Source organism: Methylorubrum extorquens (genome assembly GCF_024169925.1).
Lineage (GTDB): Bacteria > Pseudomonadota > Alphaproteobacteria > Rhizobiales > Beijerinckiaceae > Methylobacterium > Methylobacterium extorquens_A.
Genome location: NZ_JALJXF010000001.1, coordinates 3080412 through 3101329, shown reverse-complemented (window position 1 = coordinate 3101329; position 20918 = coordinate 3080412). Strand labels below are relative to the sequence as shown.

Genomic DNA, 20918 nt, shown 5'->3' with positions numbered 1-20918 from the left:
GGCGACCCTGCCAGTTCATCCGCGTCAGGCGATGGCGTCCCAGGTCTCGGTGATGACGCGTCCGGCATGCGAGAGGCGGGCGCGCAGGACGACGTCGCCTGAGGGCCACGGATTGGGCGGCCGGAACTCGACGTAGAGGCGCCATCCACCGGTCTGCGGCACCCGCTCGGCATAGGGCTCGACCAGCGTGCCCGCGCTCGCCGAGAGTACCACGTCGATGTCCGCCTTCGGGTCGTCGGGCAGGCCCGGCCCCTCGAAGTCGATGGCGTAGAGGCGCCGCCGCGGCGAGGGCGGATCGGTCGGGCGCAGCCGCTCGGCCGAACCGACGCGGGTCGAGACCACGCGGGCGAGTGGCGGCGCGAGGGCCGGCGCCGGCTCGGCGCCAACCGTGACGAGAGAATAGGCGAGCCGTAGCGGCTTACCCGCCTCCACGGACGCCTCCGGCACGAAGGCGGCGACGATGTTGTCGGTCGCCTCCGTGCGCGAGGGGATCTCGAACAGCCGCACCGCGCCTGCGCCGAAGCCGCCCTGCGGCGTCACCCACAGGCCCGGCCGGTCCTCGTGCTGCGCCTGCACGTCGAGATAGGCGGCGAAGTGGCGTTCCCGCTGAAGCAGCCCGAACCCGTCGAGCGGGGCGGCGCGGAAGGCTGAGATCTGCGGCGCCGGCCGGCCGTTGACGAGGGGCCGCCACAGCCGGTCGCCGGGCGTCTGCACCAAGAGCCCGTCCGAATCGTGCACCTGCGGGCGGAAATCGTCGAACGGTTCGGCGCCGTGCACGCCCGGCCCGTTCTCACCGAACAAGAACATGCTGGTGAGCGGCGCCAGACCCAGCGCCGCGATCGGCCGGCGCGGGAACAGCGCGGCTTCGACCGCGACGGCGGACGGATCGCCCGGCGTGACGACAAAGCGATAGGCGCCGGTCAGGCTCGGACCGTCGAGCAGGGCGAAGATCGTGATCGACGCTGCGTCGCCCTGCGGCTCCTCGATCCAGAAGCCCGTGAAATCGGGAAACTCCTCGCCCTGCCGCAATCCCGTGTTCACGGCGATGCCGCGGGCCGAGAGGCCGTAGATCTGCCCCCGGCCGCGGATGCGGAAATAGGAGGCGCCGAGGAAGACGAGAAACTCCTCGTGGGCCTGCGGCCGGCTCGCGTCGAAGCCGTGAGCGATGCGAAAGCCCGCATAGCCCAGCGAGGCCGGATAGCGTCGGCCCTGCAAGGCCGGCCCGAGATCGAACAGGTCCGGATCGTAGCCGAAGGGGCGCACGCCCTGGGGTGATTGCAGGACGATTTCCACCCGCTTGGCGTGTAGGTTGCCGCGGTGGAACGGCTGCATCGAGAAGCGGGGCCCGAGCGCGACCGTCGCCTGGGGCCGGACGCGGATCGCCTGGAAGGCGTCGTAGTCGAGCGCGGCCAGCTCCGGCGGCAACGGGCTGCTCTGCGGAGCATAAACCTGCGCCGCCAGCCGCTCGGCCCGTTCCGCCACGGCCTCGAAGGTGACCGGATGCGTGTCAGTTGGTGCGTTTTTCAACGGCTGAGCCATCGTTCGGGCGGCATTCAGGTCGAAAAGGCCAAAAATCCCCAAGCCGGCCGAACCGGCAAGAGCACTGTGACAAGCGCCACGGACGATGGCGCGCCGCGAAACGTCGATTTCTTCGGGCGCCGCGTTGTCCGCGTCCGATGGTCCTGCCATCCGTTCATCCCTCCCGCGAGTGTCGACGCCGATCATGTCCAGCCCAGACTTGCCGCAGGCTGAACGCTCCGTCGAGACGGGGGCCGGGGGTGAAGCCCGCCCGAGGGGTGCGGGCCCCGTGCCGCCGCCGGCCTCGTTCCGCCTGCGCCGCCTCGCGCTGGCCGGGCCGACGCTGGCCATCGCCGCCAGCATCGCCGCCCTGGCGCTCGCAGCCTACGGCGTGCCGGAAACGTGGCTCGGGCGCGCCGTGCTTGGGCTCTTCGTCGTGCTGATGGCGTGGCAGTCCTTCACCGCGTGGCAGTATCTCTACGGCCTCATCGCCGCGCTGATGGGCGAGCGCGCCTTGTCCGCGCTGGAGCGCCGGGCCGCGACGATCTCGACCCGTCCCACCGGCCTCAGCCGAACGGCGGCGGTGGTGGCGATCCATGCCGAGGATCCGCTCGCGGTGTTCTCGGCGATCCGGGTCATGGCCCGCTCGCTCCAGCGCGAGGGCGGGGATGGTTCGGACATCGACATCTTCGTCCTCTCCGATACCCGCGAGGGCGCGATCAGCGCGGTCGAGGAGCATGAATTCACCCGCATCCAGGCCTGGAGCCGGCGCGAGGGCCGCGGCATGCCGCGCATCCGCTACCGCCGCCGCGCCGACAATTCCGGCCGCAAGGCGGGAAACATCGCCGAGTTCTGCGCCACCTACGGGCACGAATACGATTTCATGATCGTGCTCGATGCCGATAGCCTGATGACCGGCGCCGCCATGCGCCGCCTCGCCCGGCTGATGGAGGAGAACCCGCGCACCGGCCTGATCCAGACCGTCTCCTACGCCGCCGGCCGCGACACGCTGTTTGCGCGCATCCAGCAATTCGCCGTGCGCCTCTACGCGCCGCTCTCGCTGCGCTGCCTCGAGACGTGGCAGGGGCCGGACGGCTCCTACTGGGGCCACAACGCGATCCTGCGCATCGAGGCGTTCGCCAACAACGCCGAACTCCCGGTCCTCTCCGGCAAGCCGCCGCTGGGCGGCGAGATCCTCTGCCACGACATCGTCGAAGGGGCGCTGCTGCGCCGCGCCGGCTGGGAGGTGCGCCTGCTGCCGGAGATGGGCGGCACCTGGGAGGAGATGCCAACCAACCTCATCGACCTGCTCGGGCGCGAGCGGCGCTGGTGCCAGGGCAACCTGCAGCACATCCGCGTGCTGCCGATGAAGGGACTGCTCGGCGCGAGCCGCTGGCATCTGGGCGTCGGCATCCTCGGCTACTGCGTCTACCCGCTCTGGATTGCCTTCCTGGCGCTCGGCACGTGGCAGGCGGTGCGCTCGGGTGAACTCGGGCTGATCGGCTACGGCCTCGACGGCGGCCATGCGGCGGCCTTCGCGCTCGCCGCCCTTATCATCGCCGTGATGGCGATGCCGAAGCTGCTGAGTCTTGGCTACGTCCTCGCCTCGGCCCGGCGCCGGGCGGATTTCGGCGGCACCCGCTCGCTGCTCTTGAGCGCCGCGCTCGAACAAGCGATCTGGGTGCTGCTCTGGCCGGTGATGGCGCTGTTCGCGGCGGGCGCCGTGTTGACGACGCTGTTCGGGCGGGTGGTTCGCTGGGACACGCAATCGCGCGACGACCGCAGCGTGCCATGGCGAGAGGCGTTCCGCCTCCAGAGCGACGCGGTCGCGGCGGGTGGGGCGCTCGCGGTGCTGCTCGCCTTCGGAAGTTCCTGGCTCGCCTTGTGGATGGCGCCGGTCGCCCTCGCTCTGCTGACGAGCCCGCTCCAGAGCGTGTTCACCAGCAGCACCCGCCTCGGCCTCGGCTCGAAGGCGCTTGGCCTTTTCCTCACCGAGGACGACACGCGCCCGGCCCCTGAACTGCTCGAACTGCACCAGAGCCGCACCGCCGGTGCCGAGCCGGCCGCGATCACCGCCGCGCCGTCCCCTTGGCTCCCCGTCACCATCGACGAGGCGGGCGCGCAGACCCTGCGCTGAGCCTTCGGCGCCGGAGCGGATTCCGGTTCGGCGTCATGCGGGTTCCGGCTGATCTCTTTGGAAGCCCCCGATTCCCCTCTCCCCGCACGCGGAGAGTGGGCCATGTCTCCCCCTCTTTGGGGAGCGTGGCGAGGCGGCAGCCGAAGGTGAGGGGCCTGACCGGAAGACTCTCCTCCGAAACCGCCCCCTCACCTTCGCTCCGGCGACGCCTCCTCTGCCTGTCTGCACGCCCCGAAAGCGATCAATCGCTCTTTCGCAAGCCGAGAACGTGCCCACCGATGAACCGCCGGGCTACTTGCCCTCGAGCACCTCGATCGGATTGGTGCGCTGGGTGGGCGCAGGTTCACGGGTGAGTGCGCTCCCCCCCTTCCTGCCGCCGCTCGTCCCACCGCCGACATCAGACTTGGCCGTCGAGTCGAGGGCGGGCTCCGACGGGACCGTGCCGCTCGCCAGTTCGAGGCAGGTCAGCAGTTCCACGTAGGACGGGAAGCCGCCCGCCTGGAATTGCTGCGAGCACTGCGTCTTGGCCGGAGCCGGAAATTGGCTCCAGCGCTCCTTCAGATCCCGCTCGGCGCCGCGCTCGGAATTGAGGCAGGCATCGGCATTGGCGTTGTCGCTGAGCGTCTTCTGCACCCGCTGTGCCGATTGGCAGGTCGATTCGACGTCGAGCTTCGGCGGTCCGTCCTCGGCCTGCGCTGTGCCGCAGACGAGGCCGAGGGAGAAGGCGGCGAGGAGGAAAAGCGTACGGTTCATCATGACGGGTCGCGTCCCGGTGGGGCTCATCGCCCGACAACGCACGGAGCCCCGCAACGGCCACGCACCTTCCACAAAATTCGATCAAGGCGTCAGCCGGTCGGCCCAAATGCGCCGGTCAGACTCGCGCGCCCGTCAGAGCCGCGTCGAGATCGCGAAGCAGGTCGTCCGGATCCTCGATGCCGACGGAGAGGCGCAACAGGTCGGGCGGGCAGGGGGTACCCGGCCCCTCCACCGAGGCGCGGTGTTCGATGAGGCTCTCCACGCCGCCGAGCGAGGTCGCCCGCTTCCAGAGTGTCACCCGCGCGGCGGTCTCGATCGCCGCCGCCTCGCCGCCAGCCGCGCGGATCGAGAGCATGTAGCCGAACCCGCCCTGCATCTGCCGCGCGGCAACCGCGTGGCCGGGATGCTCGGGCAGCCCCGGATAGAGCACCGCGCTCACGAGCGGATGCGCGGCGAGCCGCTGCGCGAGATGAAGCGCCCCGGCGCTTTGGGCGGCGGCGCGCAGGGGCAGGGTGCGCAGACCCCGCATCAGCAGATAGGCCTCGAACGGGCCGAGGATCGCGCCCCAGCCGCCGCGGATCGCCACGAGACGATCCCAGAAGGCATCCTTGCGCGCCCCGGCCAGGACGCCGGCCACCACATCGGAATGGCCGTTCAGGATCTTGGTGGCCGAATGCATCACGATGTCGGCCCCGAGCGTCAGCGGCCGGGTGAGGATCGGGCTCGCGGCGGTCGAGTCGACGGCGACCCGCGCCCCGGCGGCGTGGGCGATCTCGGCGATTCGAGCGATGTCGGTGACCGTGCAGAGCGGGTTGCCCGGCGTCTCGATCCAGACGAGCCGGGTTTGGCCGGGCCGGATCGCGGCCCGCACGGCCTCGGGATCCTCCATCGGAACGAAATCGACCGCGAGATCGAGGCGCGGCGCCTCCTGCCGCAGCCAGCGACGCAGCCCCCAGTACATGACTTCGGGCGCGATCACGTGGTCGCCGCGCTCCAGCGCGCAGAACACGGTCGACGCCGCGGCCATGCCGGAGCCGAACAGCAGGGCGCCCGCTTCCGCCCGTTCGAGCGCGGCGATCACGTCCTCCGCCTCGCGCGTCGTGGCGTTGTCGGGCCGGGCGTAGATGAAACCGGAGCGGTAGGCGTTGTCGGGGTCGCGCAGATAGGTGGTCGAGAGATGGAGCGGCGGCACCACCGCCCGCGTCACCGGATCGATCCGGCCGAGCGCCTGCGCGGCCAGCGTCGCCGGGCGCCATTCCTCAGACGAAAGTGCCTCGGAGGAGGCTGCATCGGAATCGCCGTAAGGCACGTTGGACCGGCTCATGGGCTTCCTCGCTATGGAGCGTCGTCCCGAAAGGTGGCCACCGGCCTTCGGAAAATGGGTGATGCGAGAACACAAACCTCGATGATCGTCTTGGATATCGGATCCGAGACAATCATCGAGGTCGGGTCGAGATGTTGGCTTGAGCGAATCCGCAGGACCGGGCAAGGCGGAGAAATGAGCGACGGAGCTTTGCACAGCGCATGAGCGCACTGGACATCCCCGAGCGGCCGGCCCTGCCGCCGATCCCACGGCTCGCTGCCGCGATCCTCCCCGTCGTCTTGGTGACGGCGGTGGGGTCTCTCTCCACCGGCTCCAATATCGAGGAGTGGTACACGACGATCCGCAAGCCGGCCTTCAACCCGCCGAACTGGGTGTTTCCGCTGGCCTGGACCGTCCTCTACGCCTTGATCGCCGTTTCGCTCTGGCGGCTGCTCGGCGCGCGCCCAGTGCCAGGGCCGGCCCGGAAGGCGTGGTGGCTCGCGCTGGCCGCCTTCGGTGCACAACTCGTCCTCAATGCGGCCTGGACACCGGTTTTCTTCGCCGCCCACCAGCTCGGCCTCGCGCTGATCGTCGCGATCGCCATGCTCGTGATGATCCTGTGGACGATCCGCCTGTCGTGGCGCTTCGACCGGGCCGCAGCGTGGCTGCTCGTACCCTACGCCGCCTGGGTGGCCTTCGCCTGCCTGCTCAACGGCACGATCTGGCAGATGAATTGAGGCGCTACGCGGCCAGCGCCCGCATCACCGTGGAGCGCAGGTCGGCGAGCGAAAACGGCTTGGTCAGCACGTCGGTGACGATGGCGTCGAGGCCGCGGGCGCGCTCGCGCTGGTCGGCAAAGCCCGTCATCAGCAGGATCGTGAGATCGGGATAATCGCGCTTGGCCGCGAGCGACAGCGCGATGCCGTCCATCAGCGGCATGCGGATATCGGTCAACATCAGGTCGAAGCCGCCGCCGGCTTCCGACAGGCGATCCAGACCGTCGCTGCCGTCGATGGCCGTGACGACGGTGTGACCGTCCAATTCCAGTCCGCGCTTGAGGAAGCCGCGAACCGTATCCTCGTCATCCACGAGCAGGATGCGCGCCATGGTCGGGCGTCCTCTACCGTTCCTTCGATGTGGATCGTCGCGCCCGAGTGACCGCTGGGAAGCGCGGCCTGTCAAGCCTCATAGGCCGACAGAGTTCCATCGGCGGCCGATTTCGAGCAAGTATCGCGTTCTTATCAAGAATTTGCCTGACCGGGATTGGCGGTCAGGCGCCGCCGAACAGATCCGCGTCGCTGCTGTCGTAGTCGACCAAGCCGACGAAGGGGAGCTGGCGGAAGGCGTGGGCGGCATCCATGCCGTAGCCGACCACGAACACGTCCGGGCAGGTGAAGCCGACGAAATCCGCGTCGATCGTCACGGCACGCTTGCCCGGCTTCTCCAAGAGCACCGCGGTCAGCACGCGCTTGGCGCCGCGGGCCATCAACAGATCCTTGGCGAAGACGACGGTGCGGCCGGATTCGAGGATGTCGTCGACCAGCAGCACATCACGGCCGCGCACCTCGCTCTGAACGTCGCGCAGGATCTCGACTTGGCCCGAGGAGACGGTAGAGTTTCGGTAGCTGGAGAGATGCACGAACTCGACCTGCGGCGAGAGCCCAGCCCGGTGGAGCGACCGCAGCAGGTCGGCGGCGAACATGAAGCTGCCCTTGAGCACCGCGACGACGAGCAGGTTCTCGGGCTTGGCCGCGACGATCGCGTCGGCCAACTCTTCGTTGCGCTTGGCGATCGCCGCCTCGTCGAACAGGACACGGACGCGTTTCGATGCGGTGCTCATGCGGCTCGTGATGTCTTCGCTGAATCTCTGCGGCGCGAACCGCCCTCGGCCACGCCACGCTGCACCTTACCATGCGCAGCGGGCTCCGCCAGCGCTACGGACCCGCGCAGCCGAAGCGCCCGCTGCCGGATCGGCGCAATCCACAGATGTGAGTCCGCGCGCGACGACGGCTTTCCCAGGATTGCTCTAAGGGGACTCGCCGGCTCCCGCGCCGACGGCGGCTTCGTCCGAGAAGCGCACCTCGACCTGCCGACCCTTCTCCGGGGGAGCCGAGAGGCTCGCCTTGAACCGCGCCCGTTCGCCGGACTCCAGGGCTGCGCGCGGTCCCGGAACGGTCCAGCGGTAGAGCGACTGGCCCCCGGCGTCGCGGACCTCGACCTCGATCGCCGGCACGACGACGCGGTCTCGGGCAACCGCCACGAGGTCCCCCTCCACGACGAGCCGGGCGGGGTTGCTACCGTCGGCAGCGACCTGAAACGCGGCGATGTCGGTCAGATCGATGCCGCGCAAATTCACCGGCAGGCCGACGCGGGCGAACAGCCCCGCCGTCTGCGGCATCGCCCGCACGACGCTGGCGCGCCCGAGAAGCGCCAACGGCAGGGAGGCGGCGAGGACGAGAGCGGCAGCAAGCGCCGGGGAGAGCCGCCGGGCCGGGCGCTTTGGCTTGCCCCGTTTGGCGGGCTTCGCGGGGCTCGTCCGAGGGCGTGGCACCGGTTCGTCAGCCGGGGCCTCGGCCCTCGGCGCCGGCTCCGGCGGAGCGCTGGTCCCGGGCTCCTCGGCCGCCGACATCTCGTCGAACATCGCGGCCACCACCTCGTCGGACGAGATGAACCACGTCTCGCGGCAGGCCGCGCAGCGCACCGAGCGCCCGCTGGTGCCGACGCGGTCGGCATCGATACGATACTCGCTGGCGCAGGCCGGGCAGACGATCAGCATGGGATGGGTTAAGCCGCGTCGGTGTCAGGTCCCGGCAGCGGGTTGCCGCGCTCTCGAAAAGGACACAAACGTTGTCCCCGAGTAGGGTTAACCGGCGGTGAAGCCGGGTGTGGCACAGGGGGCCTGTGTCGCGTGCGAAGCGTGGAGTGAGCGGGCCTTGTCGGCTGGGATGAAAACGGGCAGCCTCCTGTCCGGCGCGGAGGAGCCCGTCGTCCGGTTCGAGAGCGTCGGCATGCGCTACGGCCTCGGGTCGGAGGTGCTGTCCGATGTGAGCTTCGAGATCGCGCCGCATTCCTTTCAATTCCTCACCGGCCCGTCAGGGGCGGGCAAGACGACGCTGCTGCGCCTGATCCTGCTCTCGGTGCGCCCGACCCGCGGCATCGTCTCGGTGTTCGGCCGGGAGGTGAGCGGCATCTCCAACGACGCACTCACGGGCCTGCGCCGCCGCATGGGCGTGGTATTCCAGGATTTCCGCCTGCTCGATCACCTGACGACCTACGAGAACGTGGCCCTGCCCCTGCGCGTGCAGGAGCGGGCGGAGGCGAGCTACCGGGCGGAGGTCGTCGAATTGCTGCGATGGGTGGGCCTGGGCGAGCGCATGCACGTCCTGCCGCCGCTGCTGTCGGGCGGCGAGAAGCAGCGCGCGGCGATCGCGCGGGCCCTGATCGCGCGGCCGGAACTGCTGCTGGCCGACGAGCCCACCGGCAACGTCGATCCGAGCCTCGCCCGGCGCCTGCTGCGGCTGTTCATGGAACTGAACCGGCTCGGCACCTCGGTGGTGATCGCCACCCACGATTACGGTTTGATGGATCTCGTCGAGGCACGCCGCATGGTGCTCGCCGACGGCCGGCTGCGGGTGGAAGCCCCATGACCGAGGTACGCTCCCCCGCCCGGACCGGTGCGGCCGCGGCGAAAGTAGCGGCGCCCGCGTCCGAGCCGCCGCTTCCGGCCAACCTGCGCCGCAACGCACCCCTGGTGCCGACCGATTCCGCCGCGAGCCGGGCACTTGCGGCGGTCATCGCCATCCTCACCTTCCTTGCGGCACTCTGCGCCGGTGCGGCGGAGATCGCCGTCTCCAGCGCCAGCCAGTGGCAGGGCAGCGTCGCGCAGGAGGTCACGGTGCAGATCCGGCCCGGAGCCGGGCGCGACATCGAGGCGGACGTGAAGCGGGCCGAGAGCCTCGCAAGCGCCGCGCCGGGCATCGCCGGGGCGCGCATCTTCTCGAAGGCGGAATCCGAGCGCCTGCTCGAACCCTGGCTCGGCAGCGGTCTCGACATGTCGGACCTGCCGGTACCACGCCTGATCGCGCTGACGCTCGCGAGCGACCGGAGCCCCGACCTCACCGCCCTGCGCGCCGCCCTCACCGACGCGCTTCCGGGCGTGGCGAGCCTTGACGACCACGCGCTCTGGCTCCAGCGCCTCTCGACCATGGCCAACACCTTCGCCGGCATCGGCATCGGCATCGTCCTTCTGGTCCTGTTCGCCACCGGGCTCGCCGTGGTCTTCGCCACCCGCGGCGCCATGGCCGGCAACCGCGAGGTTGTCGAGGTGCTGCACTTCGTGGGCGCCGACGACGACTACATCGCCAAGGCCTTCCAGAGCCGCTTCTTCCGCCTCGGCTTGAGGGGAGGGGCACTGGGTGCCGGCGCTGCGCTTCTGACCTGTGCGCTCGCGGGTCTGTTCGCCCGTATGTGGCGGTCCGGTCCGGCGGGCGAGGAGATCGAGGCGCTGTTCGGGACGTTCCAGATCGGCTGGCAAGGTTACGCGATCATCGTGCTCATCGGCGTGATCGCGTCCCTCGTCACGGCGGCCGTGTCTCGCTTCACCGTGCGCCGGTTCCTCCGATAGAGTCAGGTCGATCGAACCCGTTAACGTTTCGACAACCATTGGGAACCGAGAGTCCCGGCACCGAACCGTTCATGAGCCCCTGTTTTCGTCCGTCATGCTTCCGCGAGTGCCCCGCCGACAGGCGGCCGGCCGGGGCCGGCTCCCAAACGACTCGCCCTGCGAGTCCCAGTGCGAAGCGCTCGGATGGTCCTGGGCGGCGGACCCGTCGGCCCGCGCATCGTCGCAGCCCTGCGCATCTCGAATGACCGAAGCCCCTGCGCGGCCGCGGCGCGGCATCCATCTATTTCGGGCCTTCGTCGGCCTTTCCCTCCTCGGCCTGCTCGCGCTGGCGGGCGGCTTTCTTGCCTTCGTCGCGGAGGTCGAGCAGGCCGACCGGCCGAGCCTGGACGGCGTCGACGGCATCGTCGCCATGACCGGCGGCTCACAGCGCGTCGGCGATGCCATCGATCTCCTGGCGGAGGGCCATGGCCGGCGGCTGCTGATCTCCGGCGTCAACGAGCGCACCACCCGCGAGGAGATCGTGCGCCTCAACCCGTCACAGGAACCCTGGATCACCTGCTGCGTCGATCTCGATTATCGGGCGCGCAACACCATCGGCAACGCCATCGAGACCCGGCGCTGGATGCGTCGCCACAGCTTCGGCATCGTCGTGGTCGTGACCTCGAACTATCACATGCCGCGCACCCTGGTGGAGCTGCGGCACGCCCTGAAGGACGGCGAGACGCTGATCCCCTATCCGGTCGTCTCCGATGGGCTCGATGTCGGCCGCTGGTGGGCGGATCCGGCGGTCACCCGCCTGCTCGGCGCGGAATATCTCAAGTTCCTGGTCGCCTGGGGGCGGACCCGCTTCGAATCCGATCCGGAGCAGTCACGCTTCGCCGTGCTGATCGGGCGCCGCCAGCCTGTGAAGATCGTGGCCGAGCGACTGCTGCGCGAGGCGAACTGACAGTCGCGGCGGCCAGCCGATCCGAGTCGGAGCTTTCGAGACCCGCCCCGTCTTCGTTCGCCGGCGTCGGCCAGGCCGGAGACAGGCGGTGTGGAGAGGTCAGGCGGGGGTCATCATCCCGCTCAGCGCCCTCAGCACCGTATCGAACGCGACCGGCTTCTCGAATCTTGGAATCGCCGCGTACCTGTCCGGGAGGGCACCGGCATCGTAGCCCGTCACGAACACGAAGGACGCACCTCGGGCAATCAGCCGGTCGGCGACGACGTAGGCACGCTCACCCCTGAGATCGAGGTCGAGAATCGCGCCGTCCAGAGCGGCCTCGGAATCGAGGATCTGCAGGGCCGCCTCGACGCTGGCGACCGGGCCGTGGACGACGGCCCCGGCTTTCTGCAAACCCTGGCGCAATTCGTCGGCCCAGAAATAATCGTCCTCGACGATCAGGACGCGACGGCCCAGTAGGGCACGGACCGGCAACGAGGCACTCCCTGCTTTCCGATGCGGCCGAGAGGCACGCTGGCACGGCGTGAAAACGGTCTCCAGATGGGATCATACAGTTTTCACAACCTGAAGTGCGTCACTTTCCCTTGCGCACTATCCCCCCGCACCAAAAACACGCACAGGCTGTACCGCGCGGAATGCCGTGAAGGTCTCGCGCATGGGAGGGATCTGGCCAGGGCCGGGCGTTTGAGGCACAGGAACCGGCCTCGCACCGGCGATCACCAGATTCTCCGTAACGCCCAATTTTTCGTATCGACTGTCGCATGACCGTGGTCCGCCCTCCCGCTCTCGAAGATTTCCGCCGCGTCGTCGTGAAGGTGGGCTCGGCCCTCCTCGTGGATCGCGCGCGGGGACGCCTGCGGCACGCGTGGCTCGCCGCGCTCGCCGAGGACATCGCCGACCTGCATGGTCGCGGCGTCGATGTCGTGGTCGTCTCGTCCGGCGCCATCGCCCTCGGGCGCACGGTGCTGGGCCTTCCGCCCGGTGCGCTCCGCCTGGAGGAGAGCCAAGCTTCGGCCGCGGTCGGCCAGATCGCACTCGCCCGCTACTGGACCGAGGCGCTCGGTCACCACGACATCGTCGCGGGGCAGGTGCTGGTGACGCCGAAGGACACCGAGGAGCGCCGCCGCTACCTCAACGCCCGCGCGACCGTGCAGAAGCTCCTCGAAGTGCGCGCGGTCCCGGTCGTCAACGAGAACGACACGGTGGCGACCGCCGAGATCCGCTACGGAGACAACGACCGGCTGGCGGCGCGGGTCGCCACCATGATCGGCGCCGACGTTTTGGTGCTGTTCTCCGACATCGACGGCCTCTACACCGCGCCCCCCCACACCGATCCGCAGGCGCGGCACCTTCCGGTGATCGAGCGGGTGACCCCGGAGATCGAGGCGATGGCCGGGGGGCCCGCCTCCGAATTGTCCCGCGGCGGCATGCGCACAAAAGTCGAGGCGGCCAAGATCGCCGCCAGCGGCGGTACCCACATGGTCATCGCCGACGGGCGCGGAAAGAATCCGCTGCGCGTGGTCCGCGAGGGCGGACGCTGCTCGTGGTTCCTGTCGGGCTCGACCCCCACCGCCGCGCGCAAGACCTGGATCGCGGGCTCGCTGGACGCCTCCGGCATCCTCGTGGTCGATGCCGGCGCCGCCCGCGCGCTTCAGGGCGGGGCGAGCCTGCTGCCGGTGGGCGTCACCGCCATCGAGGGGAGCTTCGCCAAGGGTGACGCCGTGCTGATCCGCGACCCCGAAGGGCGCATCCTCGGGCGGGGGCTCGTCGCCTACGACAGCGCGGACGCCGCCGCCATTATCGGCCGCTCAAGCCGCGAGATCGCCGCCGCCTCGGTCCAGGCCGGGCGCACGGAGATGATCCACCGCGACGATCTTGCAATGATCGGAGCCTGACGTGGCCCGCTCCGGCAAGGCAACTTAACATCGACGCTTGTTCAACCCCAAGGCGATGTGCAAAGGGGCGCGGGAGGGTGCATATGCACTTGAATACTCACGCGCGCCGCCCCGGCGGCGCCAGACGGGAAGCGGGAACGTGCCTGTCCTGAATCTTAAGTCCGATCTCGCGGACGCCGACGACCTCGATACGATGATGGCCGGCATCGGAAAGCGCGCCCGCGCCGCCGGCCGGGCGATGGCGCTAGCGCCGGCGCAGACCAAGGATCTGGGCCTGCGTGCCATCGCCGATCAGATCCGCGCCAGCGCCCCGGCGATCCTGCGCGAGAACGCGCGGGACGTCTCCGCCGCGCAGGCCGCGGGCCTCACCAACGCGATCATCGACCGCCTGACCCTGGACGAGGGCCGCGTCACCGCGATCGCTGAGGCGGTGGAGAAGGTCGCGGGCCTCGCCGATCCGGTCGGGCGCCAGCTCGCCGCCTTCGAACGGCCGAACGGCCTCCTGATCGAGCGCATCTCGGTGCCCCTCGGCGTCGTCGGCGTCATCTTCGAGAGCCGCCCCAACGTGACCGCGGATGCCGGCGCGCTCTGCCTCAAGGCGGGCAATGCCGCCATCCTGCGCGCGGGCTCGGATTCGCACCGCACCGCGACCGCCATCGCGGCGGCGATGAGCGAAGGCCTCGCCCGCGCCGGCCTGCCCGCGGATGCGATCCAGCTCGTGCCGACCCGCGACCGGGCGGCGGTCGGCCTGATGCTCACCGGCCTCGGCGGCTGCGTCGACGTGATCGTGCCCCGCGGCGGGCGCAGCCTCGTGGAGCGCGTCCAGGCGGAGGCCAAGGTGCCGGTCTTCGCCCATCTCGACGGCATCTGCCACGTCTACGTGGCCGAGGGTGCCGACCTTGGCATGGCCCGCACCATCGTCCTCAACAGCAAGATGCGGCGCACCGGGATCTGCGGCGCCGCCGAGACGCTGCTTGTCGATGCGGCGGTCGCCAAGACCCACCTCAAGCCTCTGGTCGAGGCGCTGCTCGAATCCGGCTGCGCCGTGCGGGGCGACGCGGCGACGCAGGCCGCCGACCCGCGGGTGAGTGCGGCGACCGACGCGGATTGGCGCACCGAGTATCTCGACGCAATCATCTCCGCGAAGGTGGTGGATGGGCTCAACTCGGCCATCGCTCATATCGAGGCCAACGGCTCGCACCACACCGACGCGATCATCACCGACGACACCGAGGCCGCCACCCGCTTCCTCAACGAGGTCGATTCGGCGATCGTGACCCACAACGCCTCGACGCAGTTCGCCGATGGCGGCGAGTTCGGCTTCGGCGCCGAGATCGGCATCGCCACCGGGCGGATGCATGCCCGCGGCCCGGTCGGCGTCGAGCAGCTCACCACCTTCAAGTACCGGGTCCACGGCAGCGGCCAGACGCGGCCGTGACGCGCTGACGGCGGTTCCTCTGCGCGATCACAGACTACCGCCGGCCGCGCCCGGCATGCGGATCGGCCTCTACGGCGGTTCGTTCAACCCGGCGCATGCGGGGCACCTGCATGTCAGCCGCACCGCCCTGCGGCGCCTTCGGCTCGATCGGGTCTGGTGGCTCGTCACCCCCGGCAACCCGCTGAAGGACCATGGCGTGCTCGCCCCGCTGGACGAGCGAGTGGCGCAAGCGCGGGCGCTCGCCACCGATCCGCGCATCGCGGTCACCGGCTTCGAGGCGGAGATCGGCAGCCGCTACACCGCCGATACGCTGCGCTGGCTGGTCCGCCGCCGACCGGCCCTCCACTTCGTGTGGATCATGGGCGCGGATTCGCTCGGCACCTTCCATCGCTGGCGCCGTTTCGACGAGATCTTGTCGCTGATGCCCGTCGCGGTGATCGACCGTCCCGGTTACACGCTGAAGGCGCCTTCGGCGCGGGCGGCACAGACCTTCGGATCGGCCCGAATTCCAGAGGCGAACGCCCCCACCCTTGCGGTCCATCCCACACCAGCCTGGGCCTTCCTGCACGGGCCGCGTTCCGGGTTATCCTCAACCGCCTTGCGGACACGGTGACGGCGCCCTCTGCCAACGCGGCTCCGGGACGATCATGACCGCGCCGGCCGGGGTTTTGGCCATCCAATTGCGGCGCACGAGCCTTAGGGCGCTTCTTGCGCTTGAAAAGTGGGCCGAAAGCGGCCAATTTCAGCGCGTGGCGGGATCGCCGCGAATTGATCTTCAGGAACCGAGACCCTGTCCGCACACATTCCACACGTCGGTGTCAGCTTCGATGCCGAGCCTGCCTCCTCCGACGCGCTGAAGGCCCTGGCCCTCGGATGCCTCGATGAGATGAAGGCCGAGGAAACCGTCGAGATCGACCTCGCGGGCAAGACCTCGCTCGCCGATACGATGATCATCGCGTCCGGCCGCTCGCAGCGCCATGTCGGCTCGATCGCCGACAAGATCATCCAAGAGATGAAGGCCAAGGGATTCGGCAATGCCCGCGTCGAGGGCATGCCGGCCTGCGACTGGGTGCTGATCGATGCGGGCGACATCCTCGTCCACATCTTCCGCCCCGAAGTCCGCGGCTTCTATAACCTCGAGAAGATCTGGGGCGCCGACCGGCCGTCGGGCGCATTGCTCGCAGGTTAGCCCTTTCTTTTAGCATCGTCTTCTTCCGAAAGCCGGGGACCACCCCTCGGGACGATGCTCTGAACCCTCGATCAGGGCAGCGCGGCGGTGACCTCGTCGCGGGCCTCGACTTGGTCGCAGAACACCGCCTCCTGGCGCAGCAGCCGGCCGAGCCAGGCGTGGCGGATTTCCAGAATGAAGCGGAAGGCGCGGGCGCCGGTGGCGCCGTGGCTGACCGTCAGCGTGCCCGGCGTCAGCCATCGCGGCAGGATGAGCCGGAAGCCCGGCAAGTCGATGAAGTAGCGCTCGCTGCGAAACACCAGCGCCCGATCCTCGACCAGAACCCGCAGACTCATGCCGAGCCCGGCGCCGACCCGCTCCTCCAGCCCGGTCGGCCCCCGGAAGCGCTTGGCCGAGTGGATCGCCTGCGGGAAGCCGGAGCCGCGGGCGTAGAGCCGCGTCCAGATCTGGCCATTGCCGGCGCCGTCCTGAGTCACGGCCACAACGCTCGGCACGTTGGCGATCCGGGTCGTCGGCAGCGGCGCGCCGACGAGGCGCAGGGCCTGCGCGAGCAACCAGCCGAGCCGGGTCAGATGGGTCTCGACCACACGCCCGGCATAGACCGCGCTCTCACCCTCGCCGAGCCGCTTCGAGAAGCGCCGCCGCACGGCTGGCGGCAGCCGCGCCCAATCCGCCTCCGGCACCAGCGCGCGAAAGCGCAGGTCGAACAGTTCCGCCGGGCGAACCGGGCTCGCGGTCGGGGCTCTTGCGATAGGGACAGCAGCTTCGGCGGCGACGCGCATCAACGGCCTCCTCTAATACTCTCCCGGACGGCGGACGCCCGGCCGGCGGGGGATCAGGTCTCGGACTTCACGGGCAGGTAGCGGACGATGCGGCCGCCGAGCCGGATCAGCTTGGCCAGGGTGTTGTGGGGCACGTTCAGCATCTGCGCGTACCAGCCGTCGAGCGTCTGGGTGAAGTCGAGCATGGCCTTGAGCCGCCGCCCGGCCACGGCTCCGACCCGAGGGTCGCCCTCGGCCTCGGCCACACATTCCCGCAGGGCCTTGAGCGCCGGGTCGATCTCCCGCTCCTTGCGGCCGGCGGCGATGCGGGTGACCATCTCCCACAGATCCGTCTCGGCGACGAAGAAGTCCCGCCGCTCGCCCAGCACCGGCACACGCCGGATCAGGTTCCAGGCCGCCAATTCCTTCAGCGAGTTCGAGACGTTCGAGCGCGCGATGCCGAGCGTCCCCGCGATGTCCTCTGCCGCGAGCGGCTTGTCGGAGAGGTAGAGCAGGGCGTGGATCTGAGCGACGGAGCGGTTCACGCCCCACTGCCCACCGAGATCGCCCCAATGAAGGATGAACCGCTCCACCGCAGGCGCGAGGGTTTGCGGCTGGTCTGAAATTTCTGTCATGACAGAAATTTCAGACCAAATGAGATGGATGTCAAGCGCGCGGGTTCACGTCCGTCGCTTTCCTTGCACCGATACGGCCGCCCGTCCCGCTCACACAGCCGAGAACCGGTAGGTGGTGCTCGAGGTGAAGACCTCTCCCGGCCTCAGGACAGTGCTCGGAAAGTTCGGATGGTTCGGCGCATCCGGAAACCCCTGCGTCTCGAAGCAGACGCCGTCGCCCGAGCGGTAGGTACGGCCGGACGGGCCGACCAGCGAGCCGTCGAGATTGTTGCCGCTGTAGAGCTGCAGCGCCGGCTGGGTCGTCGCGACGTCGAGGCGCCGCCCGCTGGCTGGGCAAAGGCAGGAGGCGGCCGGGCGTAGCGTGCCGGCGGGGCCTCGCAGAGCGAAGGTATGGTCGTAGCCGCCCGCGATCACGATCTGCTCGTGGCCCTGCCGGATGCGCGCGCCGAGCGGGGTGGCTTCGCGGAAATCGAAAGGCGTTCCGGTGACCGGCGCGATGATTCCGGTCGGGATCTGCGTCGTGTCCGTCGGCGCGTAGGCGTCGGCGAAGATCTTCACGACGTGATCCATCACGTCGCCCGTGCCCTCGCCGGCGAGATCGAAGTAGCTGTGGTTGGTCAGGTTCAGCACCGTCGGCCGGTCGGTCTCGGCGCGGTAATCGATGCGCAGCGTTCCGGGCTCGGGCAGGCTGTAGACGACCTCCACGTCGAGATTGCCCGGAAAGCCCTCCTCGCCATCGGGGCTGCGCCGTCTCAGCACGATCCGCGTCTCGTCCGCCTCCGCCACCTTCCACAGGCGCTTGGCGAAACCCTTGGGACCGCCATGCATGGAGTTGGGCGGCTCGTTGATCGGCAGTTCGAAGGCGGTGCCGTCGAGGGTGAAGCGCCCCCTGGCGATGCGGTTGGCGTAACGCCCGGCAATCGCCCCGAAATGCGGGCTTACGGTCTCGTAGCCCTCCACCGTGTCGAGGGCGAGGACGACGTTGGCGCGGCGGCCCTCCCGGTCCGGCACCTCGATGGCGGTGAGAATCGCGCCGTAATCGATCACCTGAACCCGCAGATCGTCGCGCACGAGGGTGTGCCGCGTGACGCGCTCACCCGCCCGCGTCTTTCCGAATGGCTCTGGCCGCATTCCTGTCTCCCGCCGTGACCGGGAATTACGCGCGAGAGGCCGTGCGGGTCGCACGGGGCCGGTCGATTCATGCCACCGCTGTCAGACGGGGGCCGCCTGCGCTCTCGATACGCCGGAATCGTCCGACAATTGCAGCCGGTGGAGGCGTGCATAGGTCCCGCTTGCGGCCACCAACTCATCGTGGCGTCCGAGTTCGATCACCCGGCCCGCCTCCAGCACCGCGATGCGGCCCGCCTCGCGTACGGTCGAGAGGCGGTGGGCGATGACCAGCGTCGTGCGCCCGCGCATCAGCCGCTCCAGCGCCTCCTGCACGAGATGCTCGGATTCGGAATCGAGGGCGGAGGTCGCCTCGTCGAGGAGCAGGATCGGCGCGTTCTTGAGGAAGGCGCGGGCGAGCGAGATACGCTGGCGCTCGCCCCCCGAGAGCCGGCCGCCGCCCGGCCCGACCCGGAACGCGTAGCCCTCGCCCAGACGCGTGATGAAGCCGTGCGCCGCCGCGGCCCGCGCCGCCGCCTCGATCTCGTCCTGCGTCGCGCCGGGCCGGCCGAAGCCGATATTGGCGGCGACGGTGTCGTCGAACAGCACGACTTCCTGCGACACCACCGCGATCGCCGCGCGCAGGGAGGCGATGGTTACGTCGCGCACGTCGGTGCCGTCGATGAGAACCCGGCCCGCCGTCACGTCCTGAAGCCGGGGGACGAGGTTGAGCAGCGAGGATTTGCCCGAGCCGGAGCGACCGACCAGCGCCGTGGTCGAGCCCGCGGGCACCACGAGGTCGATGCCCTCCAGGGCGGGCGCGTCGGCCCGGTAGCGAAAATGCACGGCCTCGAAGCGGATCTCGCCCCGCGACACCGTGAGTGGACGGGCCGACGCGGATTCGCGGATCGTCGGCTGCTCGTCCATCAGGGCGAAGTAGCGCGTCAGCGCCGCCGCCGCCTCCTGAAGGATGGCGTTGAGGGTGCCGAGCGCCCGGGCCGGCTGCGCGGCGAGCAGGAGCGCGGCGACATAGCCGGTGAAGTCGCCGACGGTGCGGTCACCCGACATCACCCGCTGGCCCACCAGCACGAGCACGCCCGCCACCGCGAGACCGCCGCCGATCTCCATCAGCGGGTCGAGCCGGCCGCGCGCGTTGGCCGCCTTCATCTTGAGGCGGCGCACCTCGTCGAGCGCCTGGGCCGCGCGGTCCTTGAGATAGCCTTCCAGCGCGTAGGTCTTGGCGACGCGGGCGCCCTGGAGGCTCTCGGTGATGAGGCTCGCGGTCGCGCCCATCTGCTCCTGGGTCGTGGTCGAGACCTGGCGCAGCCGCTTGCCGATCCGGTTGACCGGGCCGGCGACAAGGGGGGCCGTGACCGCGGCGGCGAGCGTCAGCAGCGGGTCCATCCAGACCAGCGCGATCACGAGCGCGGCCAGCATCGCCACATCGCGCAGCAGCACCGTCGAGATGCGGGTCAGCGCCTCCTTGATGAAGGCGAAGTCGGTGGTAAAGCGCTGGGTGAAGGCCGCCGGGCTCTCGCGGCCGAGTTGGGCGAGGTCGGCATCGATCAGGTGGGCGTAGAGCGCGGCCTGCATGTCGGCCTCGACGCGGGTGACGACCCGGTTGGTCAGCACCGTCTGCCCGAACAGGGCGAAGCCGCGGGCGGATGTGACGGCGATGACGATGAGCGGGCCGTAGGCCAGCGCGCTCATGTCCTTGCGGTCGAACGCGTCGAAGGCGGCCTTGATGAGGGCCGGGTAGAGCCCCGTCGCCGCGCCGACGACGGTGATCAGCACGAGGACCACCGCGAGCGTCGCGCGGTGGGGTGAGAGCCATTCCCGCCAGAGCCGCCCGAGCAGGGGAAGGGTGTCGCCTCTCAGAAGCGGCCGGCGCGCCATCGTGTACCGTGTCTGTGCTGACCCCGGCCGGAACGACCGGAGCCCGCGGTGTTTGCCGCCGCGCGGCTCGCGGATCAAGCGACCGCTGTCCTTCAGTCGCGCTCGCCCCCGTGCCGGTGCCCGTGCTTGTGCGGTCCGCCGAAGGGGCGCATCGGCCGGGCGAGCACCATGGCGCGGCGCTTCTGGCCTTCGTCCAGGCTGGCGAAGAGCGGCGTGCTGGCATCGGCGAGCTTGCGCAGGGCTTCGCCACGAGCGGTGGCCGCGTCGGCCATGGCGCGGAGCGTGCCGGGGGCGTCGTCGACCATCCGGCCGCGCTCCCGCCGCGCCTCACGCTGGGCGGCGCGCTGCTTCGAGAGATCGCGCAGGGCCGTCTCGACCGGCGGCCATAGCTTCTCCTGCTCGGGGTTCAGCTTCAGTCCGGCATGCAGGCCGGCGAGGCGGGCATCGGCGAAGGCCGCTCGGTCCTCGGCCGAGAGCGCCGACCAGCGCCCGTGCCGATGGCCGTGGGGGCCGTCCGCGAAGGGGCCGCCCCAGTCGCCGGCATGCACCGCCGCGGACCCGAGGCCGGCCGCACCGAGGACCGCCAGCCCCGCCAGCAGGAGCCCGGCCCTGCTTCGCTTGCTCAGGTTCGGCTTGGTCATCACACACCCTCCACCGTTCAGGGGCCCTTGCCCCGACCCCGAGAGGATGGGTCCGCTCCGTCTCTCGCGTGT

General features: G+C 70.0%; 21 protein-coding genes. 9 read left to right on the top strand and 12 right to left on the bottom strand.

What is annotated here, in order from left to right:
• Positions 1-24 precede the first annotated feature (24 nt).
• Complete coding sequence (locus J2W78_RS14705; protein ID WP_253371642.1) at positions 25-1689, bottom strand: glucan biosynthesis protein G; 1665 nt, start codon at positions 1687-1689, stop codon at positions 25-27.
• A gap of 34 nt (positions 1690-1723) precedes the next feature.
• Between J2W78_RS14705 and mdoH the strand changes: the two genes are divergently transcribed.
• Complete coding sequence (gene mdoH / locus J2W78_RS14700) at positions 1724-3655, top strand: glucans biosynthesis glucosyltransferase MdoH (RefSeq protein WP_253371640.1); 1932 nt, start codon at positions 1724-1726, stop codon at positions 3653-3655.
• Between the two features lie 291 nt (positions 3656-3946).
• Here the strand turns inward: mdoH and J2W78_RS14695 are convergent, their stop codons facing one another.
• Together J2W78_RS14695 and J2W78_RS14690 are read right to left on the bottom strand one after the other, a co-directional pair.
• Positions 3947-4411 (bottom strand): hypothetical protein, encoded by a 465-nt coding sequence (locus J2W78_RS14695; RefSeq protein ID WP_253371638.1) that lies wholly within the window; start codon positions 4409-4411, stop codon positions 3947-3949.
• Positions 4412-4526: 115 nt separating this feature from the next.
• On the bottom strand, positions 4527-5735 hold the full coding sequence (locus J2W78_RS14690; RefSeq protein ID WP_253371636.1) for a trans-sulfuration enzyme family protein: 1209 nt from the start codon (positions 5733-5735) through the stop codon (positions 4527-4529).
• Between the two features lie 200 nt (positions 5736-5935).
• Between J2W78_RS14690 and J2W78_RS14685 the strand changes: the two genes are divergently transcribed.
• Entirely contained in the window at positions 5936-6451 is a 516-nt protein-coding gene (locus J2W78_RS14685) for a TspO/MBR family protein (RefSeq protein ID WP_253371634.1), read from the top strand.
• Positions 6452-6455: 4 nt separating this feature from the next.
• On the opposite strand, the gene J2W78_RS14680 is transcribed toward J2W78_RS14685, so the two are convergent.
• The 3 genes from J2W78_RS14680 to J2W78_RS14670 form a co-directional block, all read right to left on the bottom strand.
• On the bottom strand, positions 6456-6821 hold the full coding sequence (locus J2W78_RS14680; RefSeq protein ID WP_253371630.1) for a response regulator: 366 nt from the start codon (positions 6819-6821) through the stop codon (positions 6456-6458).
• Between the two features lie 163 nt (positions 6822-6984).
• Complete coding sequence (gene hpt, locus J2W78_RS14675; RefSeq protein ID WP_253371628.1) at positions 6985-7554, bottom strand: hypoxanthine phosphoribosyltransferase; 570 nt, start codon at positions 7552-7554, stop codon at positions 6985-6987.
• Between the two features lie 186 nt (positions 7555-7740).
• Complete coding sequence (locus J2W78_RS14670) at positions 7741-8490, bottom strand: zinc-ribbon domain-containing protein (protein WP_253371626.1); 750 nt, start codon at positions 8488-8490, stop codon at positions 7741-7743.
• 169 nt (positions 8491-8659) lie between these two features.
• Here J2W78_RS14670 and ftsE point away from each other — a divergent pair, with 169 nt between their 5' ends.
• The 3 genes from ftsE (at position 8660) to J2W78_RS14655 (ending at position 11284) form a co-directional block, all read left to right on the top strand.
• Positions 8660-9361 carry a cell division ATP-binding protein FtsE gene (gene ftsE / locus J2W78_RS14665; RefSeq protein ID WP_253371624.1) on the top strand — a complete coding sequence of 234 codons (702 nt, stop codon included), beginning with the start codon at positions 8660-8662 and terminating at the stop codon, positions 9359-9361.
• Complete coding sequence (locus J2W78_RS14660; RefSeq protein WP_253371622.1) at positions 9358-10338, top strand: cell division protein FtsX; 981 nt, start codon at positions 9358-9360, stop codon at positions 10336-10338. The genes ftsE and J2W78_RS14660 overlap by 4 nt, the downstream gene beginning before the upstream one ends.
• 241 nt (positions 10339-10579) lie before the next feature.
• Complete coding sequence (locus J2W78_RS14655; protein WP_253371620.1) at positions 10580-11284, top strand: YdcF family protein; 705 nt, start codon at positions 10580-10582, stop codon at positions 11282-11284.
• A gap of 99 nt (positions 11285-11383) precedes the next feature.
• Here J2W78_RS14655 and J2W78_RS14650 read toward each other — a convergent pair whose 3' ends face one another.
• Positions 11384-11758, bottom strand: coding sequence for a response regulator (locus tag J2W78_RS14650; protein ID WP_253371618.1), 375 nt, complete (start codon positions 11756-11758; stop codon positions 11384-11386).
• Positions 11759-12045: 287 nt separating this feature from the next.
• Between J2W78_RS14650 and proB the strand changes: the two genes are divergently transcribed.
• The 4 genes from proB to rsfS all read left to right on the top strand — a co-directional run bounded on the left by proB (position 12046) and on the right by rsfS (position 15806).
• Positions 12046-13179, top strand: coding sequence for a glutamate 5-kinase (proB, locus tag J2W78_RS14645; RefSeq protein ID WP_253371616.1), 1134 nt, complete (start codon positions 12046-12048; stop codon positions 13177-13179).
• A 139-nt stretch (positions 13180-13318) separates the two neighbouring features.
• Positions 13319-14617 carry a glutamate-5-semialdehyde dehydrogenase gene (locus J2W78_RS14640; protein WP_253371613.1) on the top strand — a complete coding sequence of 433 codons (1299 nt, stop codon included), beginning with the start codon at positions 13319-13321 and terminating at the stop codon, positions 14615-14617.
• 55 nt (positions 14618-14672) lie between these two features.
• Positions 14673-15230: a nicotinate-nucleotide adenylyltransferase gene (locus J2W78_RS14635; protein WP_253371611.1), complete on the top strand. Its 558-nt coding sequence runs from the start codon at positions 14673-14675 to the stop codon at positions 15228-15230.
• Between the two features lie 273 nt (positions 15231-15503).
• Positions 15504-15806, top strand: coding sequence for a ribosome silencing factor (rsfS, locus tag J2W78_RS14630; protein ID WP_003600601.1), 303 nt, complete (start codon positions 15504-15506; stop codon positions 15804-15806).
• A 71-nt stretch (positions 15807-15877) separates the two neighbouring features.
• Here the strand turns inward: rsfS and J2W78_RS14625 are convergent, their stop codons facing one another.
• The 5 genes from J2W78_RS14625 to J2W78_RS14605 all read right to left on the bottom strand — a co-directional run bounded on the left by J2W78_RS14625 (position 15878) and on the right by J2W78_RS14605 (position 20846).
• Positions 15878-16588, bottom strand: a complete 711-nt coding sequence (locus J2W78_RS14625) for a DUF4166 domain-containing protein (protein WP_253371609.1) — start codon at positions 16586-16588, stop codon at positions 15878-15880.
• A gap of 53 nt (positions 16589-16641) precedes the next feature.
• Entirely contained in the window at positions 16642-17202 is a 561-nt protein-coding gene (locus tag J2W78_RS14620) for a GbsR/MarR family transcriptional regulator (protein WP_253371606.1), read from the bottom strand.
• A gap of 90 nt (positions 17203-17292) precedes the next feature.
• Positions 17293-18333: an aldose epimerase family protein gene (locus J2W78_RS14615; RefSeq protein ID WP_253371605.1), complete on the bottom strand. Its 1041-nt coding sequence runs from the start codon at positions 18331-18333 to the stop codon at positions 17293-17295.
• An 81-nt stretch (positions 18334-18414) separates the two neighbouring features.
• On the bottom strand, positions 18415-20205 hold the full coding sequence (locus J2W78_RS14610) for an ABC transporter ATP-binding protein (protein WP_253371602.1): 1791 nt from the start codon (positions 20203-20205) through the stop codon (positions 18415-18417).
• Positions 20206-20297: 92 nt separating this feature from the next.
• Positions 20298-20846 carry a Spy/CpxP family protein refolding chaperone gene (locus J2W78_RS14605; protein ID WP_253371600.1) on the bottom strand — a complete coding sequence of 183 codons (549 nt, stop codon included), beginning with the start codon at positions 20844-20846 and terminating at the stop codon, positions 20298-20300.
• Positions 20847-20918 lie beyond the last annotated feature (72 nt).

Bases quoted from the DNA above. Each gene is read 5' to 3' on its own strand.
- J2W78_RS14705 (WP_253371642.1), bottom strand. From the start codon at position 1,689: ATGGCAGGACCATCGGACGCGGACAACGCGGCGCCCGAAGAAATCGAC.
- hpt (WP_253371628.1), bottom strand. From the start codon at position 7,554: ATGAGCACCGCATCGAAACGCGTCCGTGTCCTGTTCGACGAGGCGGCG.
- J2W78_RS14615 (WP_253371605.1), bottom strand. From the start codon at position 18,333: ATGCGGCCAGAGCCATTCGGAAAGACGCGGGCGGGTGAGCGCGTCACG.
- J2W78_RS14620 (WP_253371606.1), bottom strand. From the start codon at position 17,202: ATGACAGAAATTTCAGACCAGCCGCAAACCCTCGCGCCTGCGGTGGAG.
- J2W78_RS14625 (WP_253371609.1), bottom strand. From the start codon at position 16,588: ATGCGCGTCGCCGCCGAAGCTGCTGTCCCTATCGCAAGAGCCCCGACC.
- J2W78_RS14605 (WP_253371600.1), bottom strand. From the start codon at position 20,846: ATGACCAAGCCGAACCTGAGCAAGCGAAGCAGGGCCGGGCTCCTGCTG.
- J2W78_RS14660 (WP_253371622.1), top strand. From the start codon at position 9,358: ATGACCGAGGTACGCTCCCCCGCCCGGACCGGTGCGGCCGCGGCGAAA.
- J2W78_RS14655 (WP_253371620.1), top strand. From the start codon at position 10,580: ATGACCGAAGCCCCTGCGCGGCCGCGGCGCGGCATCCATCTATTTCGG.
- J2W78_RS14680 (WP_253371630.1), bottom strand. From the start codon at position 6,821: ATGGCGCGCATCCTGCTCGTGGATGACGAGGATACGGTTCGCGGCTTC.
- J2W78_RS14685 (WP_253371634.1), top strand. From the start codon at position 5,936: ATGAGCGCACTGGACATCCCCGAGCGGCCGGCCCTGCCGCCGATCCCA.
- J2W78_RS14695 (WP_253371638.1), bottom strand. From the start codon at position 4,411: ATGATGAACCGTACGCTTTTCCTCCTCGCCGCCTTCTCCCTCGGCCTC.
- mdoH (WP_253371640.1), top strand. From the start codon at position 1,724: ATGTCCAGCCCAGACTTGCCGCAGGCTGAACGCTCCGTCGAGACGGGG.
- J2W78_RS14670 (WP_253371626.1), bottom strand. From the start codon at position 8,490: ATGCTGATCGTCTGCCCGGCCTGCGCCAGCGAGTATCGTATCGATGCC.
- J2W78_RS14690 (WP_253371636.1), bottom strand. From the start codon at position 5,735: ATGAGCCGGTCCAACGTGCCTTACGGCGATTCCGATGCAGCCTCCTCC.
- proB (WP_253371616.1), top strand. From the start codon at position 12,046: ATGACCGTGGTCCGCCCTCCCGCTCTCGAAGATTTCCGCCGCGTCGTC.
- ftsE (WP_253371624.1), top strand. From the start codon at position 8,660: ATGAAAACGGGCAGCCTCCTGTCCGGCGCGGAGGAGCCCGTCGTCCGG.
- J2W78_RS14635 (WP_253371611.1), top strand. From the start codon at position 14,673: ATGCGGATCGGCCTCTACGGCGGTTCGTTCAACCCGGCGCATGCGGGG.
- J2W78_RS14610 (WP_253371602.1), bottom strand. From the start codon at position 20,205: ATGGCGCGCCGGCCGCTTCTGAGAGGCGACACCCTTCCCCTGCTCGGG.
- rsfS (WP_003600601.1), top strand. From the start codon at position 15,504: ATGAAGGCCGAGGAAACCGTCGAGATCGACCTCGCGGGCAAGACCTCG.